Annotated in this window: 21 protein-coding genes; 5 read left to right on the forward strand and 16 right to left on the reverse strand. The window is 37.3% G+C overall.

What is annotated here, in order from left to right:
* Positions 1–214 precede the first annotated feature (214 nt).
* The 10 genes from M8E35_RS25215 to M8E35_RS25260 form a co-directional block, all read right to left on the reverse strand.
* Complete coding sequence (locus M8E35_RS25215; RefSeq protein WP_252473729.1) at positions 215–511, reverse strand: CD3324 family protein; 297 nt, start codon at positions 509–511, stop codon at positions 215–217.
* Between the two features lie 698 nt (positions 512–1,209).
* The gene (locus tag M8E35_RS25220) at positions 1,210–1,866 is read right to left on the reverse strand and encodes a FusB/FusC family EF-G-binding protein (protein WP_252473730.1); all 657 of its coding nucleotides are present in this window, start codon (positions 1,864–1,866) and stop codon (positions 1,210–1,212) included.
* Positions 1,867–2,144: 278 nt separating this feature from the next.
* A complete protein-coding gene (locus M8E35_RS25225) occupies positions 2,145–2,390 on the reverse strand; it encodes a hypothetical protein (protein ID WP_252473731.1) in 246 nt (81 codons plus the stop codon).
* A gap of 1 nt (position 2,391) precedes the next feature.
* Positions 2,392–2,736 carry a recombinase zinc ribbon domain-containing protein gene (locus tag M8E35_RS25230; protein ID WP_252473732.1) on the reverse strand — a complete coding sequence of 115 codons (345 nt, stop codon included), beginning with the start codon at positions 2,734–2,736 and terminating at the stop codon, positions 2,392–2,394.
* A gap of 263 nt (positions 2,737–2,999) precedes the next feature.
* Positions 3,000–3,404 carry a GFA family protein gene (locus tag M8E35_RS25235; protein ID WP_252473733.1) on the reverse strand — a complete coding sequence of 135 codons (405 nt, stop codon included), beginning with the start codon at positions 3,402–3,404 and terminating at the stop codon, positions 3,000–3,002.
* Positions 3,405–3,596: 192 nt separating this feature from the next.
* Positions 3,597–4,265 (reverse strand): hypothetical protein, encoded by a 669-nt coding sequence (locus M8E35_RS25240; RefSeq protein WP_252473734.1) that lies wholly within the window; start codon positions 4,263–4,265, stop codon positions 3,597–3,599.
* Between the two features lie 87 nt (positions 4,266–4,352).
* The gene (locus tag M8E35_RS25245) at positions 4,353–4,571 is read right to left on the reverse strand and encodes a hypothetical protein (RefSeq protein WP_252473735.1); all 219 of its coding nucleotides are present in this window, start codon (positions 4,569–4,571) and stop codon (positions 4,353–4,355) included.
* Between the two features lie 373 nt (positions 4,572–4,944).
* Positions 4,945–5,376 (reverse strand): DUF4829 domain-containing protein, encoded by a 432-nt coding sequence (locus tag M8E35_RS25250; RefSeq protein ID WP_252473736.1) that lies wholly within the window; start codon positions 5,374–5,376, stop codon positions 4,945–4,947.
* Positions 5,377–5,512: 136 nt separating this feature from the next.
* On the reverse strand, positions 5,513–6,475 hold the full coding sequence (locus M8E35_RS25255) for a S8 family peptidase (protein WP_252473737.1): 963 nt from the start codon (positions 6,473–6,475) through the stop codon (positions 5,513–5,515).
* Positions 6,476–6,704: 229 nt separating this feature from the next.
* Entirely contained in the window at positions 6,705–6,944 is a 240-nt protein-coding gene (locus M8E35_RS25260) for a helix-turn-helix domain-containing protein (protein ID WP_252473738.1), read from the reverse strand.
* A gap of 931 nt (positions 6,945–7,875) precedes the next feature.
* On the opposite strand from M8E35_RS25260, the gene M8E35_RS25265 reads away from it, so the two are divergent.
* Positions 7,876–8,535, forward strand: coding sequence for a LexA family protein (locus tag M8E35_RS25265; RefSeq protein ID WP_252473739.1), 660 nt, complete (start codon positions 7,876–7,878; stop codon positions 8,533–8,535).
* A 273-nt stretch (positions 8,536–8,808) separates the two neighbouring features.
* On the opposite strand, the gene M8E35_RS25270 is transcribed toward M8E35_RS25265, so the two are convergent.
* The 4 genes from M8E35_RS25270 to M8E35_RS25285 all read right to left on the reverse strand — a co-directional run bounded on the left by M8E35_RS25270 (position 8,809) and on the right by M8E35_RS25285 (position 13,853).
* Entirely contained in the window at positions 8,809–11,406 is a 2,598-nt protein-coding gene (locus tag M8E35_RS25270) for an ABC transporter permease (protein ID WP_252473740.1), read from the reverse strand.
* Positions 11,403–12,086, reverse strand: a complete 684-nt coding sequence (locus tag M8E35_RS25275; RefSeq protein WP_252473741.1) for an ABC transporter ATP-binding protein — start codon at positions 12,084–12,086, stop codon at positions 11,403–11,405. Before M8E35_RS25275 ends, M8E35_RS25270 begins: the two co-directional genes overlap by 4 nt.
* An 86-nt stretch (positions 12,087–12,172) precedes the next feature.
* The gene (locus M8E35_RS25280) at positions 12,173–13,174 is read right to left on the reverse strand and encodes a sensor histidine kinase (RefSeq protein ID WP_252473742.1); all 1,002 of its coding nucleotides are present in this window, start codon (positions 13,172–13,174) and stop codon (positions 12,173–12,175) included.
* A 1-nt stretch (position 13,175) separates the two neighbouring features.
* Entirely contained in the window at positions 13,176–13,853 is a 678-nt protein-coding gene (locus M8E35_RS25285; protein WP_252473743.1) for a response regulator transcription factor, read from the reverse strand.
* Between the two features lie 583 nt (positions 13,854–14,436).
* Between M8E35_RS25285 and M8E35_RS27105 the strand changes: the two genes are divergently transcribed.
* From M8E35_RS27105 to M8E35_RS25295, 3 genes are all read left to right on the forward strand, one after another.
* Positions 14,437–14,661, forward strand: a complete 225-nt coding sequence (locus M8E35_RS27105; protein ID WP_373887483.1) for a DUF3995 domain-containing protein — start codon at positions 14,437–14,439, stop codon at positions 14,659–14,661.
* Positions 14,631–14,816 (forward strand): DUF3995 domain-containing protein, encoded by a 186-nt coding sequence (locus tag M8E35_RS27110; RefSeq protein WP_495537920.1) that lies wholly within the window; start codon positions 14,631–14,633, stop codon positions 14,814–14,816. Before M8E35_RS27105 ends, M8E35_RS27110 begins: the two co-directional genes overlap by 31 nt.
* A gap of 136 nt (positions 14,817–14,952) precedes the next feature.
* Positions 14,953–15,231: a hypothetical protein gene (locus M8E35_RS25295; protein ID WP_252473745.1), complete on the forward strand. Its 279-nt coding sequence runs from the start codon at positions 14,953–14,955 to the stop codon at positions 15,229–15,231.
* 69 nt (positions 15,232–15,300) lie between these two features.
* Here M8E35_RS25295 and M8E35_RS27115 read toward each other — a convergent pair whose 3' ends face one another.
* Both M8E35_RS27115 and M8E35_RS25300 read right to left on the reverse strand, forming a co-directional pair.
* Entirely contained in the window at positions 15,301–15,492 is a 192-nt protein-coding gene (locus M8E35_RS27115; RefSeq protein ID WP_373887484.1) for a DUF5658 family protein, read from the reverse strand.
* A gap of 83 nt (positions 15,493–15,575) precedes the next feature.
* Positions 15,576–16,022, reverse strand: a complete 447-nt coding sequence (locus M8E35_RS25300) for a C-GCAxxG-C-C family protein (protein ID WP_252473746.1) — start codon at positions 16,020–16,022, stop codon at positions 15,576–15,578.
* 268 nt (positions 16,023–16,290) lie between these two features.
* Between M8E35_RS25300 and M8E35_RS25305 the strand changes: the two genes are divergently transcribed.
* Positions 16,291–16,599, forward strand: a complete 309-nt coding sequence (locus tag M8E35_RS25305; protein WP_252473747.1) for an ArsR/SmtB family transcription factor — start codon at positions 16,291–16,293, stop codon at positions 16,597–16,599.
* Positions 16,600–16,736 lie beyond the last annotated feature (137 nt).

The raw sequence follows: 16,736 nt of genomic DNA on the forward strand, positions 1-16,736 counted from the left end.
TATTTATCCTCCTCCGAGTCCTGTTAACTCACTATACTTCTCTCGGAGGTCCATGACAACTATTCTAACTCAGGGGGTTAGTCATTTATGATGAAATAAGGCACGATAGGTATTTACATGTTTTCATCATTCTGAATTTGATTAACTAGATATCTTCTCTCAGTATCGGGGTAAGAATACAGATATCTCGCATTTTTTCATAATGTTTACGTGTTTATGATTCTGTATTGATTTTGAATATAAGTTTCTTTTGCTGAGCGATAATTCTTCTTATACTTTTATCCGAAAGATAGTATTCCTGAGCTAAATCCAAAATTACAGCACCATTTATATATTTTAGATAAATTTCTGCATTTCTTCTTTTTAAAGTATTTCTTGAACCGCTGTTTTCTCCCCATTTTTTTTGTTCTTCCTCTTTTCTAGGTATATATAAATATTCACCATTCACATATTCTTGAATAATTCTCACTATATCAACCGGTAAAACATTGTACGCATTACTATATTTCATATCTTTACTCCTCAAAAAAATTTCTTTTTTCTTGAAGCAAAGACCAAAAAAACTGTTACAAAGCTATGTTTGCAACAGTTTCCATAAATGAACAAATGTATGAAATCATCTATTAAATCGCCTAATGCTGAATAATTGCATACTAACTAAAGTCCTTAATGTAAAATCAAAAAGAACTTAGCAGGACCGTATAATTCAACATCAGCTATTTTAACAAAATAATCTCCAAGCAAAGCATAGCCGATTTAGTTCTTATGGCCTTCACAAGGAGTAACTATTAATCCTAAGTCATTTTTGTAAATCATACTGTTTATTCCTTTCATAAATATTTAACTTCTAATTTATTAAGAATAATATTTATATTGTACAATCTTTTTGTAAATATTTCAATTAAAATCATAAAGGTTTCAGGGGTATATCCGATGCCGATCAGAGAGTGACAGGAGCTGCTTATCGAAGTTAATGGTCTACTTTGAGGAATAGTTTGGCCCTCTAGTTTTTTAGGGCTTCGCCCCAGAGTTTATCACTTGGGTTCTCCTACAAGATAAAAAGGAAGGGAACCTGCTGGTCCCCGTTTCTGTGGCAGAACCAATTTGGCGCTCCAGTTGCTCTCCAGCAGGCGTACCCTCCTAAATTGGCAAGAGCAGAATTTCCATTTGCACAAATCAATTTACATTCCCGGGCTGGACATATAACTATCACTCTAAATTGTTAACATTCTTTAAAATTTTCTCAAGCTTTTCGATTGCTACAATTCGTTCATTACACTTCTCGCTATCTAAACATAAATCAAAGCCTATTGACCTAAAGGCACCTTCTCCAGTATTAGCTGTTTTGCAGATAGATGAAACAACGGCTACTTCATTTTCGCCACCTACATGATTGCAAAGCGCACACATTTGACTGTGATTGGAATTATAATTTCTAATTCTACATGCCATACCTATAAGTTTACCATTCATATTGTAAACTACATATAATTTTCTAATAGATTCATCAATCCAACCTAAATATACATTCTTTGAATCCTGTACATTCAGGTTTGGTAATTTTAATTTCTTTTCCTTTTTAAACAACCTACTAATTTGTTCTTTTGTAATGTTTGGCATTCCATATACATATTCATTCAACTCAGCTAAATACTTATCAATGTGTAAGGGGTCTAATTTACTAATATCAAGTAACTCTTTTTCTTCCTCGGATAAATCTGTAAAAATATTTAATATTTTCTCATTTATATATTCTTTAGTAACTTCAATAATATTAATATCTACACAACCTCTGAAAGCATTATTTAAATCATATATATGCTTTCTTATATAATTATACTCATGTTTTTTTATAAAAGCTTTCATAAAATCTAGCATCTCTTCTCTAAAATGTTTATTTCCTTATTCATGCAAGTGAATATGACATTACTTCCAGTTTCCTTTTACCATCAGCCCACTAACAAAAAGATGATTATTATTACTCCAACTGAAAGTAACAATAAAATCATAACATAGTTAAAATAAGCATTCAATCTAATTAATGATTCTGTAATGATTATGAGCATAGTAGTTTCTCTTCACTTCTTCCTCCACCCTCATCCACACTCTTTGCTCAGAAACAAAATGCGTTGGTGTGAAAATTTCTATCTTCTCAACCAACGCATTGAATATTTGTTCATCGAAGTCTTCTGTAGTGAATCCCTGCCGTTTATTGTCTCTAGGATTTGCTCAAACCTTTGTTTCAGCCCATCCTTTGATTCGATGTCCTTATCAATCTCCAGCCTTTTCTTTCGTACTTCCTCCAGCTCTCCAGATATGCTTTTGTATTCCTCGTTATAGACCTCAGGATCGACGTTATTATTCACCTGAAACCGGATGAGCCTCTTCAACTCATTTTTCAATCCGTTTATCTAAGGCTTCAGCCTCTTTGCTATCTGGCCTTTGCAAAATAATCATTTCAATATTTTCGGTCAAGGTCTTGATAAAGCTCTGCCTGTTTTCATAGATTTTATTGAACATCTTTACGAAGGCGTTCATCAATATCTTCTCATCGACAGCCTTGGCCCCACAGGCATCTTTGCCGTCCATTATATAGGTTTTGCATTGCCATACAACCTTCTTCGATGTATTGGTGCTGTTCCATTGTCGTCTTTTAAAAATGTTCCCGCAGTTGCCACAAAACACTATAGCGCTAAATGGATATTTACTACTATATTTGTGCCTATCGCCAACCAAATTCCCCTCCCTCTGAAAATCTCTGGTTTTTTTATAGCAGAGTATAGAAATGAATCATAGCCCAGATCAGTAACCGACATTCTCAATATGTTTCTGTTAACCGCCATGTGATTTTTGAAGGATATTATATAATAGCCCCCCGACTTTCACAAAATAATCGAATCAAAATATTTGCCATGATGTTTGATAATTCTTTGTTTAACACTTGATTTTTCAAATAATGCCTAAAGAAAATATTTAAATTGCTTTTCTTCCTATTTTCTTCATCTATTTGGGAGTTCTTCAAACTTTGGTACTTTTTCTAAGTCATTATCCCAGATTGCTTTGTTCGCGCAGTAGATGTGCCCTTGGGGTTTCATGTGTACGTCACTGTCAATACATCCTGCGGGAACAACCAGTAGCTTTCCATCAAACTGAATATTCGGCAGTGCCGATCCGCAATTGGAGCAGAAGCTTTTTATGTGCCCTTCTGAATGGTAGTTAAAGGTTTTCACTTTATTTTTACCAGAAAGCCATCTTAACTTGGCTGTAGAAGAAAATAGATTGGCCGCATGGGCTGAACCTGTATCCTTACGGCATCGTTCACAATGACAAAGAAAAAAATCCTCAAAATCCCCTTCTATCTCAAAAGTGACTTCACCACAAAGACATGATCCTGTATATTTCATAATCAAATCCCCTTTCAAATAATCTAATGCTTAAATAGGCATCTTCTCTGCTATTAAAATATTAGCTCATGTGCAATTCATACCTAACATTTCTCTGCCCGACATAATTCGACAACGCATTCTGTATGCCCTGTCACGTTAAAAAGGATATAAAAAGTATCATTTTTATGCACCAATACACCTTCTAAAAGGCTAATCTTTAAGTGGAAAATTAAATAGAGATGGCTCTTCAAGATATAACAAAAAATTAAACAAAAAAATCGCAACGCTAACTTGTGACAACTTTAAAGTTTGCTCAATATTTTTATTCCAATCGTTTATATTCTGCGACAATGCCCAAGCCGACCTTTCCCAGTTTTTCGCATTTCTCACATTATAATCTCCAGTAACATTTAAGTTTACAATTTCCATTCCATTTTTTAGATTATTATGATATATCGATCCTACACCTGATGCAAAGTCGCTTGAATAACCAGCATACCAGTCACAGAGTTGTAAAAATGCATTGTCACCGCAACGATTTCTTAGATAACTATAAGTCAAAAATTGTCCATAATAATCAAATGCGCTCCAAAATTGTTTTTCGCCTTTATGTAAAGTATTAATTGTTTTAAAATCATTGACTGAAGTTATTTTATATTTTTCAAATTCACTATGGTTCGATATGATAGTTTGATCTATTTTTCTTAAGTACAAATGACAGTGGACCATGGCAACTTTATTTGTTACATGATGTGTTTCACACAAATCTTCTAGATAATGACAAGCTTTAGATAATTCGATAACCATTTCATCGTTTATGACTTTTGAATTTTGTGCAAGTCTAATTGCTCTTTCTGTGTGTTTACGAAACATAAACAAAGCATTAATTACCCATTTTCTCTATTTTTCCATTATATTTTATATAAGATATTTATACAATAATTTCCTTTCATCCCGCTCTTCAAATCAAAAACAATGCGTTGGTTTGAGAATGTCTATCACAACCAACGCATTAAATATGTCCTTATCAAATTCTTCAAGCAGTTCTTCCCTGCTATTTATCGTCTCTAGGATTTCATCAAACCTTTGTTTCATCCCGTCCTTCAAGTCGTTAATCTTATCATGCTCCAACCTTTTCTTTCGTACTTTCTCAAGTTCCCCAGATACCCTTTTGTACTTCCTCATTATAGACCTCAGAATCAGCATTATTATTCACCTGAAACCGAATGAGCCTCTTTAACTCATTTTTCAATTCTTCAATCCAATTATCCAAAGTTTTAGTTTCTCTAATGTCGGGTTTTAGCCAGGAACAGGGTGGGATACAGACAATTTATGCCATAAAACGGTTTTTCCCATAAACACTCTAAATAACAGTACCGCTGTCCACACTGCCGTAAAACCAATGATAAAAATTATTTGGGTTTTGCGATTATGATTTGAAAATTCGAAGGAATTCTTAGTGAAATAATTATAAACACTAAAGGCGATAACCACAGCAAAAAAGGTCGAAACGAGGAATCCTGTTGTGATTGGCATAGCGAATTGACCGAACCGTTAATCAACCATGACCAAAACCTACTATTTTCCATCCCGTCTGAGGAGATTCATAAACCATGCGACAATCCCAAAATTGACGTCCGTTGCCTATGGACCATTCCTTGTTATACTGCAGGTTCACAGTTACCCTAAAGATTTTAGCATTTTCATCTATTTCGTCAATCAGCTTAACTTTTAACAGCTTTGCGGACTTCAGGTTATCAAAACTTGATTTAGCTCCAATATCCACATTGGTTAAAGGTAATCCGACCCCCTCGTTAAATAATTCCTCATTTAGCATATTTGATGTCAAATTTTCCAGCAGAGTTATTTTCGAGATACAGTATCCCGCGGTCTTAGCCTCTTTATTATCCAACGCCGTGAAATATTCTGCGATAACCTGTTCCGGCTCTAATTTAGATAGTCTTTCTTCCGTGCTGTCCGCTTTAATCATGTCCCCAAGCCACTCGTAAATGAACTCAGCCAGGATTAAATAATCCTGGCCTTTTCTTTGTCTTCGAGCTGCTACTGTCGATTAATCAATTTCTGATAAAACTAGACCATTAATTAGAGAGGGGGATAGCTTAGTTTTAGTCTTTTGCTAAATCTAACAAGCCATTACCTTCCAAACACTTTGGATTACCAAGAGCATTTGTTCTCTTTATTAATTGAGCATAAATTTCGTTTTCTGATAATGTTCTTTCAAATTCTTTTTCACATTGCTTAATAATTAATGCAGATCCTCCCGAAACGTGTGGAGTTGCCATTGAAGTCCCTCTCAATGTTGCATATCCTCCACCTATATAAGTTGACAAAATTCCATCTCCTGGTGCAACCAAATCTACATTTTTATTTGAATTACTAAAACAAGATATTTTTTTATTTAAATCAACTGCACCAACTTCTACAACTTCTTGATATGCTCCTGGATAATCTAACTCCTCTGTTTGGGGGCTACAATCTCCACCATTACCAGCTGCACAAACGACTAATATACCGTTATTCACTGCATTTTTTACAGCCTGGTGTAGTTCTGGAACATCTTGAGGTCCTCCTAAAGACATTGAAATTACTCGTGCCTTTTCTCCACTAGGACCTCTCCAATTTACCGCATAATTAATCCCATTTATAATCCACTCATATGCCCCCGATCCATTACCCGCAAGCACTTTTACAATGAGTAGCTTGGCTAATGGTGCTACTCCTAAAACACCTATATTGTTTTCTGATGCCGCAATTGTACCTGCTACATGAGTACCATGCCCCACATTATCAGAAAAGTTATTAGGATCACTATCATAATCTGTTGTAAAATTGCGTCCATCAATAATACGGTCTTTTAAATCTACATGATCGGTTTGGCATCCTGTATCTAATACAGCAACTACAATGTCCTTACCCTTTTCACACTTATCCCATGCTGTTGGGGCGTTAACAAGTTTCACACCGGCAGGTATTTCAGTAAAAGTAAACCCGGCAGCAATCGATAACACTTCATACGGAATTAATTTTACTTCATTATTGTTTAATTCATTTGAATAGTTATGACTCATCTTTCTTCACCTCAAAATCATTTTATTTTAAAACTCCTGAGCTAAATAAGTAGCGTTCCGCATCAACTTATTTTGGCGATCCACTTCCTCCCAATCGATCTAGTTTTCTAAGTTAACGATATTATTCCCCTCCTTTTCTGTAGTGTCGTCTTGATATGGGACAATACGTCGGATGCTTCAATGTGGCGAGTGAAAATGCTCATTTGACGTATTCGCAATGATTACGTTACTAAAATGTTATCCTAGGGTCATTCCTGTGCTTTTGATGGCTGTCAGTTTCAGACCCTAGGTAGATAATATCTAGGGGAACTCCATAAAGATCAATAAGTTTCGATAATAAATTATAATCTATCTGACCAGAATCAATCTCCAATTCATTTATCGTCTCAGTTGATACTCCACAATATCTGGCAACCTCATCTTCTGCATACCCGCAGGAAACTCTAACAGCGCGCATGGTAAATTGCATAATTCAAACCTCCGCTCGTACCAGCAGGACTTTAGTCCCAAATTGTGCGATTCGTTCGGACAATTCCAGCATATACCAGCTCTATTGTCGAAATCGTCAAAACATTGTAACCAAAACACAATTTCTTGGACGATCGGCACAGTAGCCGCCTAATGTGTAATAACAGGAATTTCGCCTTATAAAGGATTTCCCACGGGACATGGGAATTGGATCTCATTACTATTATTATTTTTAATTTTGTAATGCCAATGGAACAGGCGACATAATTTTGATATTGCAAGCAAAAAAAGATAAGGAAATATCCTTATCTGTGCGGGCAAGGCAACCTTACCGGTTGGTGAGAAGTAGCTCGGTTTGGCGCTGGCTACTTTTTACCTGTCAAGAAAAATAGTTTATCTACTAATTGCTTTTATCACCTCCACGATTAAAACTAGTAAACTTACTAGTAATGAACAGGATCCGATCGCAATCATCATCGTTTCATATGTTTTCATGAGCCCCAGTTCCCCCTTTCAGAGAGAAATTGGTTGCTTACCCACAAAACGCAATATTTAGTTCTATTACAATATATATACGGTTTATAATACCGTTAGTCATTTTTCCGGAAATAAAGTCATCCATAAGGGCTGGATTAATTTAGCGATCATCCGGAACAATAATAACTCATCAACTAACTTAAAACTGCAAATCAAAAATAATCTAAAGCCAAATTACTAGTAAAAAGCATATAATTTTAAGTTTTCCTTGGGTGTCCTCTATTCACCCTTGCTAATCGCCATGTAATCTTGAACCTCTGGTTCAACTTGTTTGCCTTAATTCTATTCCGATTTAATCGGATAGTCAACATATATTTTAATCTAACCTACTATTTATTATTCATAAAATCGGATATACTCGGAATAGAATATTTTTTGGCTTTGGAGGGAATTATGTGGCACGCAGTAAGTATACCGAGGTTGAGCTTGACATGATCGCGGACATTTCTGGCAACCTCAAACGGATCCTACATCTTAAAGGTGTTAGTCAAACCGATCTAAGCAATAAAACTGAATTACCAACAAGCACAATATCAGACTACGTGAATGGAAAAACATTAATTCCCCCTGGTAATCTACAAAAGATTGCCGACTCATTAAATGTCTTAAAGTCTGACATAAATTCATCATTTAAGAAAACTCAGTCATATAAGTCTATACCCCTTATTGACAGAATCTGTGCTGGTGAAGGATTACTGGCTGAGCAGAATGTTGAGGGCTATATCCATTATCCATTCCAAGATAGTCGTCAACCAGACTATGCCTTGAGGGTGAAGCATGACAGCATGATCGGTGCCGGTATCGAGTCTGGAGATATTGTCTTCATGCGTTATGCGCAGTGGGCAGATTATAATGGTCAAATCGTGGCCGCACTCATCAACAATGATGAAGAGGGAACCCTGAAGCGTATAAAATGGTCGGAAGGATCACCACTAATAAAGTTAATGTCTGGAAATAGCAAGCATAAAGTTATTGAAGTTCTGCCAAATCAAGTGCGTGTATTCGGGGTTTATATGGGTCACTTCAGACCAGAAAATCATCAAGAAACCAGCTAAGGGCTGAGATATCATATTCATGTTAATTTTCCTTTCTAGATGTAAGCTCCGACGTATATGAAGGATGGTCAGATAGTGATAACCTCTATAAGGACTAAGCTAAAAAAAACTAACACCTTATCTCGAATTCGGGATAAGGTGTTTTTGTTTGTCATTCCGATAATTCAATTCTCAGCAAAATAACAAGCATCCCAAATTCGTCAAACTCCCCCATCAAAACATAGAGATGATAAGGTAAAGACATGAAGACTCAATCGCCTAAATCTTCAGGGCCTAGATATTCTCCTGCTTCAGGGCATCAATAATGTTTTCCTTCTTAACTTTGGCGCTGGAGTACAGCATTGCGGAACTAACGATGATAAACACCGCCGCAATAACATATAAAATACTTATCCAAGGAAGGGCGAAGCTATAATCAAAGCTGTTCATCAATGACCTATGGATTAAATACATCACAACTATGCTGATCGGCAGGCCGTAGAACAACGACTTGATTCCATAAAAAATACTTTCATAGTTTATCATTTTACTAAAGCCTTTTGGGGTCATCCCCACCGATTTCAGCATTGCGAATTCTCGTTTTCGCAGGGAAATGCTCGTTGAGATTGTATTGAAAATGTTGGCAATCGAAATCGCCGTAATTAATACGATAAAGCCATAGGTAAACACCGACATTAACACGATCATCTGCTCTTCTTGCTGTCTGCTTTTGTAAACATTGTAAATAGAGAGATTGTTCTCTTTCAGATCCTCAATTTGGTGTTGAGTCGCTATTGGATCAGTACTTTTCAGTAAGAGTTGTGTATGAACGTTGGGAATCTCTTTATCATCCATTAATTGATCCAGGACTTGTTCTGAGACAATGATAGTTAACCCGCCTACTCCTGCTGGAAAGACGCCCATGGTCGATTGATCTGTCAAGGCGGCGATTTCTAATTGATTTAAATGCCTCTCTTCTAATGTCTCCCCCCCAACAGCATAGAATAAATCAATCGTTTCACCTATTTTAGTATTTATAGCCTTTGTTTCTACATATTTCCCCGCTTCCCTATCCTTGATGGTATCTATCACGATTCCAGTTAAATTTTTCGGATTTACTAGTTGTTCATAATCTGCGCCAATCTCCACCGCGTATGCTTTCAGATTCTCATTATTTAAAGCATGTAAATCGATGTCGTAACGATATTTTCCGTTCTTAAGCATACTCTTATCTTTATCTACTTGCTCGTGCAATTCCTTAGCCATTGATTCTTGGTTTATCCAAGAGTTCAACGTTAAATCTCTCATAAGACTATATTCCGTTACATTATCTAGGGAAGCAATTGATTTCATCAACTGATCAACAGTTTCTGTATCTTCGCTTTCTATTGATACTTGAATATCAAAATTCACACCATCCTGTGAGAGCTCCAGAGATTTTGTTAAATTGGCGGTAAAAAACGATACTGCTAAAAACAGAACGATGCTTATGACGAGTGAAAATAAGGTTGCCTGGTACCGACGTTTGTTTCTTTTTAAGTTTTTCAAGCCTATCTCTGCTTCGATTCCGAATAGCTTGCGCATGAACTTTGACGTTTTTACTGCTTTACCTGTCAGCTTAACATCGGCTGTTTGCCGAATCGCATCAATAGCAGAGATTTTAGATGCCTTTCTGGCTGGCAGATACGCTGAAACGAAGATGGTCATCATTGAAATTACACAGGCTGCCAAAATCGATAAGGGGGTTACGGACACCGTTAACTTTGGTGCCCCTCTTAACGCTCCCTGGATCATCGGGTTAATGAACCAAAAGGTAATGCCCATTCCGCCAAGACCACCAATGATTCCAAGCGGGATACTGATCAAACCAATGATTGCTGCCTCAAATAACACCGAGTTTCTTTTCTGCCTTTTCGTAGCCCCTACGCTGGAGAGCATGCCTAAATGACGGGAACGTTCTGACACAGAAATAGCGAAGGCATTATAGATTAACGAAACAGCGCCTATAATAATGATCCCCATAATCACCGCTGATAGTGAATATATAGTGCTATTCAAGTTATCGTTATTCGTGACCCCATAATAGCGGAGTAAATTGTTATTAAATTGGATCTTATCGATTTGAATTTGGTTTTTCTTAGCTAGCTCTTCTGCATGAGTGTATAGTGAGCTTTTAACTTTATTTAGTACAACCGAGGCATTAACAGTCTCATTTGCTCCTATCATTCTCTCATCGATATAGCTTATTATCGTATACCCCGGTGCCCATGTTGGTTCCCAGATAGGTCGTTTGATGATTCCTACAACCGTGTAGCTCTTAGTTAGACTACCTTTTAATGTTTCGGTTCTTTTACCATTCTCTAATTGTAATGGGGCACGCTGAAAAAGTTCTTGAACACTGTCTTTGTTGAACCGTTTACCAATATCAAGTATTAAACGATCCCCAATCTCGTAGTCTACTTTGGCATTTTCAGCAATTTCTTCTGAAATCACAACTTCATTGTTCGCCTTCGGAAGTCGCCCTTGACTCAATTCAATGGGAAACTGTTCAAACCCTTGGGCATTATACTCCTTGATAAATAAATAGGGCTTATTTCTATTTTGTCCTTCCTCTAAAAGAGCATAGCCACGATCTCTTGAGATAACAAGGGCTTTCGTTACCTCATCGTTTTTTACCGCTTCGAGCTGCTCCTTGGTCACATCTTGGTAAAGGACATGCCATTCTCCATCACTGGCAATCGTCTGCCTTTGCAATAATTCCATAAAAGACACACTAATAGTTGCCACAGCCGTCACCATGGCGACGGAAATAATCACTCCAAGGATTGTTACAAGCGTTCGTCGTTTGTTTTGCTTCAAATGTCTTATCGTTAGTTTATTAATAATGTTCATCGACGAAGCACCTCATCCTTCGTGATTCGCCCGTCTTCTATTGTCATGATTCGATCTGCCTGTAAGGCTATACGCTCATCATGGGTAATTACAATCAGGGTTTGACGAAATGTTTTATTGAACATTTTAAGAAGCTCAATAATTTCATGACTGCTTTTGCTGTCAAGATTTCCTGTTGGTTCATCCGCCAACATGAGTGCAGGATTATTTATTAAGGCTCGTCCTATGGACACTCTTTGCTGTTGACCCCCTGATAGCTGATTGGGCAGATGGTTTAAGCGCTCGGTTAAACCTAGTGTACTGATTATTTCCTTAAGTTGCCCTTTATCCGCCTTGCGCCCGTCCAACAATAAGGGTAGGGTAATATTTTCCTCTACACTCAGAACGGGTATCAGGTTATAAAATTGATAAATAAGACCGATTTGTCTGCGTCTAAAGATGGCCAGCTTTGTTTCGTCAAGTGCATAAACATCCGTATTTTCAATGAATACCTTGCCGCTTGTAGGCGTATCCACACCACCCAAAGTGTGCAACAGAGTCGATTTCCCTGAACCTGATGGCCCAATAATTGCAACAAATTCACCTTGGTTAACAGAAAACGAAATATTATCAAGTGCCTTGACGGCAGTTTCACCTTTACCATAGATTTTAGACAGATTTTCCACTCTTAATATTTCCATACTAACTAACTCCTTTTCCTATTTCCTATAATGTTAGTATAGTTGCCTAATATAACTCTACGGTGACTAGTTCGGTGACAATTTTGTCACACAACGCTTTTGTAGAACTTGATCGTAAATAGTGTCCCTTTATCCTTTTCACTGGTAACTTCTATACTACCGCCTTGGTTTATTACAATGCTTTTTGACATGGCCAACCCAATTCCTATGCTGTCACTGTGCGCATTTCTCCCTTTATAAAACCGATCAAATATGTAGGGTAAGTCATGCTTATGGATACCCTCACCCTGATCGTATACCTTAATAAGGGTAAAAATTGGGGTTTCACTATAGCTAATACCGATCGTTCCACCGCAAGGTGTATGCTCAAGACAATTTTTAATGATATTTGTCAAGGCTTCTGACGACCAATTAAAATCCCCAATAAATTCAGTATGCTCATCTCCGCTGATTTCAAGGGTTTGCTCTTTTATTTCCATGGGGATTAGTAAATGTTCAATGGATCGTGTAATAAGGTCTTGTACATTTACAAGCTCTTTCTTAAACTTAATTGTCCCTGCATCAATCTTCGACAGCTTGAGCAGTGATGCCACAAGCCATTGAAGTCTTTCAAGCTGTGAACGAATATTTTGGGTGAATTCTACACGTTTATCCAGGGGTAGATTTTCATCACTTATCAGGTCTGTCATAACAGACATTGAGGTAATAGGCGTTTTAAGCTGATGTGAAATATCTGAGATTGAATCTGCAAGATAACGCTTGTCTTTTTTCAAGAGGACGGCTTGCTCAGAGAGGGTTACTGTTACTTTATATAGTTCACTTTTAAGGATGCTAAGCTCGCCTTCATCATTATCTCTAATATCAAGGGAGTATTCGCCATCTGCAATTCGCTTTAGATATTCGGTTAGCTTAGCTATTTGCTGATATCTCCATCTCGTAAACATGAAGGATACTGCACCCATTAAAAGCAACGCTAACAAGGCGATGATCCCTGAGACGGGATTAAAAAAATAGCAGGCAACAAAACCTACTATTACAACTGCAGCCAAAAGTGTGATATATAGTTTAATTTCCTTATTTCGCAACAACTTAGCTGCCCCCTTTATATCCGATTCCACGAACAGTTTTGATAATTGATGGGTTTTGACTATCATCCTCGATCTTTTCGCGCAGACGTTTAATATAGACCGTTAAGGTATTATCATTGACAAATTCCCCTGCAAAATCCCAGAGACCTTCTAGAAGTTGATTACGACTGAGGACTTGTCCCTCGTTATTCGCAAATAATAAGAGCAAACGATACTCAAGAGAGGTTAATACAATTTCCTGTTCTCCTTTATAGACCTTTGCCTGGGCAGTATCTATCTGAAGATTACTCAACTGGTAAACTGTTTTTATAAGCCCTGTCTTGTCATACCGGCGAGTAACCGATTTAAGGCGAGAGAGCAGCTCTCTTATTCGAAATGGCTTTGTAATATAGTCATCAGCGCCCATATCGAGACCCATCACGACATTAACCTCGTCATCAATTGCCGTCAAAAATATGACTGGGATATCTTCCTTGGCCTTGATTAATTTGCAAAGATCATAACCATTTCCGTCTGGAAGGGATAGATCAAGGATCGCTAAGTCAAAGCTATTCTCATAAAGTGTAGTTTTTGCTGACTTAACATCCACACAGTGAGTTACAAGATACCCTTCTTGGGTGAGTGAGTAGCAAAGACCTGACGCAATTATTCGATCGTCTTCAACAAATAGTATTTTCATTTTGCCATGATCTCCTTGTTTTCTGTGATCAATTTCTTTAACCTTTTCTGCCACACTTCATAATTAACAAGGCTAACCCATACTTTTGCATCGTGTGTTTCAGTCAAATTCAACAGTATGATATTAGGCACGCTATGTCAAGGAGACGCACATCCTAAGACAGTGTCGGTGCTAACGTACACAATTGTACTTTTGATTATTCTTTATAAATCTTAAATTGCATTATTTGCTCCAGTCGCTAATGTTCCTGTGTAGACAAAAGGAGCATCACGTTTCGTGATGCCCCTAACCGAATCTATATTATGAAATCCAAATCTACTCGATTCATTCGAGCTAACCGATTAAGGGCTACTACACTCATCACCTTCCCGGCTATACCCTGACCTCTCAAAGCCATGATCTTTGAAAGACGTTCTTACTATTGCTCTGATGCTAAGCTTGTTTTCGCTAAGTTTGTCTGTGATGTAGCCAATGCTGCCTGCTGTATTTGCAGCTGAGCCTGAAGTTCTGCTGTATCTAAGGTAAATAGCACCTGGCCGCTGGTAACTTTATCACCTACATCAACATTTTAAGTCTCATTCACGTGTACTGGGGTGTTGGTGGCAGGTGGGGATATGATGTAGCTATTCCCGTTCAAAACGGCAAGCCTGTATTCAATCCATCCAAAGCCACCACAATTTTGTTAGCGATTATCCTCGCGTTGCCGATACTGCTGATTCTTGGCAGAATGGAGGTTTTTGCTACCAAGCTTCCTTCTTGGTTTTTTCAGACAGGGCTTTGGGGGGAATATGTTTTATCTTTTTGTTGAGGGCAATTGGAAACTTTAAAACAATTGGATTTTTCAAGAAAAGGACGGGAACCAAATTCAGTTTATGGGACACGTTTCTTTTTTCTCCATTATGTTTAATTGTTTCGTTTCTGATATTATTTGTGTCCATCTCAAATTTTGGCACTAGTGTCTAAAGAATTAGCAAAGCTACGTAATGAAGAGATTTGCGAGTTCACAAACATAAGCACCAGCGGCCTTATTGATAGACTGCTGGTGCTTTACGTAATCGTCATTATAGGACGGAAGGAGTAAAATAAAGGTAAATTCTTCATGGAGGTTTACCACGATGACAAGCTTCCCAGAGATATCGCCATTATGTGGGTTGAGAAGGGCGGTGTCTTGAGGCTTGCAGCTAATCCTAAAAATGTTGTCGAAGCGGTCGAAGTTTTCATTGGCTACTTAATTCTTAAGATATTTCGTCAAAAAGGCATACAGCTCAATAAATTACGGAAAATAACAGTCATAATATTGCTCATTACGCTTTTAATATTTTTCGTAGGTATCATAGACTCCATGTACCCATACTTGCCGCATTATTCGTTACCTTAAATAAGCAAAAGGGCTGTCCAATAGAGAATGTAATTTCTATTGGACAGCCCTTTATGCCTCTTGTTATCACTAATTAATAATCCAATAAACATGAGATCCCATCACAACCGCATAGACGATCAAAACAAGCCTCAATGAGTAAGCAACAAACTTACGTGATCTATTCCGTATCCTCCAAAATACTAAGCCAAGAGCGACTGGTAACGACAGCTTAACAGCTATAAAAATAATTGGGGACTTTCCGATGAGCCATCGCATCATCACGGGATTCACTTAACGAACCAATTAAGTAATAAATTATTGATTCAGCATAAAATCTGTCTTTGATTATTTTCTAATATTTTCTATTGCCACATCTCCTCTACTATTTCTACGGTATCTTTTATTAAATTAAAACAAAGCCCGTTTTTCTTCCATAAGCCTCTCTCCTTAGCAAGCTTTCGGCCTTCCGGCATCGTAAAGTCTATCCTGGTAATACCTTTACACGTATAACAACCATACTTATCTTTGATCTTTTCGATTAGTTCCTGGGCAAGAAAGATAGTTTCATTTTTTGCGTATTCATCAGAACTCTCATCATGACCATGCTTTAATCCAATTGCCATAATCGCACCACTCACTGCTCCACAAATACCGCCTTGGGAAGCTACTCCTCCACCAAACCCAGCAGCAATTTTAAGGGCTTGTTTCCTTTCTATACCTAGTTGTTCACCTAACGTGGCAAAAACAGCCTGGCTGCATACAAAACCAGTTTCATAAAACATCAATGTTGCTTTATCAGAATTACTCATTTCATTTCCCCCTTAATAATTAACCTTCAGGTTATGTTACACTGAGCCAGAGATGGCCTAAATGCTGATTACAGAACACTACACGTAAGACTTGGTCTTAACCACTCTTATCTATCATTCTACATGTTCGTTCAATACCAAGTTGTTCGCTTATTGGAAATCACTCGTATAAATGCCCCCTCACTCTATAAACTAAAGTACTAAAGGACTAAAACTATAGAACTTTCATACATTGAATTCTAACATAATATTTGATATAATTCAATGTATGAAAGAAATTTATCATCCACCAACAGAACAAATAAAATTAATAAACGTATTCTATGCACTTAGTGACCAAACTCGTTTAAGGATTTTCAAAAAATTATTCGGTATTGGAGAACATAGCTGTCGTGATCTTGACGTATCCATGGCCAAATCTACCTTATCACATCACATTAGAGTATTACGAGAGTCTGGGATAATAAAGATACGTAGTGAGGGAACGCAAAGATTAGTTTCTTTACGATGTGATGACCTTGAAATCCGATTTCCAGGACTTTTAGAGGTCATTTTGTATGCATCTGAGCCGGTTTAAAACCAATATGTCAACTATACATGCCAAAAAGGGACCACTTAAAAAATCAAAATCTCTCAAAATAAACTGGTCCCCATGTCAAGGACATTTTGAAAAAGGGGCATTATAAAATCAAGATATTTCATATACACTCCTGA

It is taken from the genome of Desulfosporosinus nitroreducens, assembly GCF_023897015.1.
Classification (GTDB): domain Bacteria; phylum Bacillota; class Desulfitobacteriia; order Desulfitobacteriales; family Desulfitobacteriaceae; genus Desulfosporosinus; species Desulfosporosinus nitroreducens.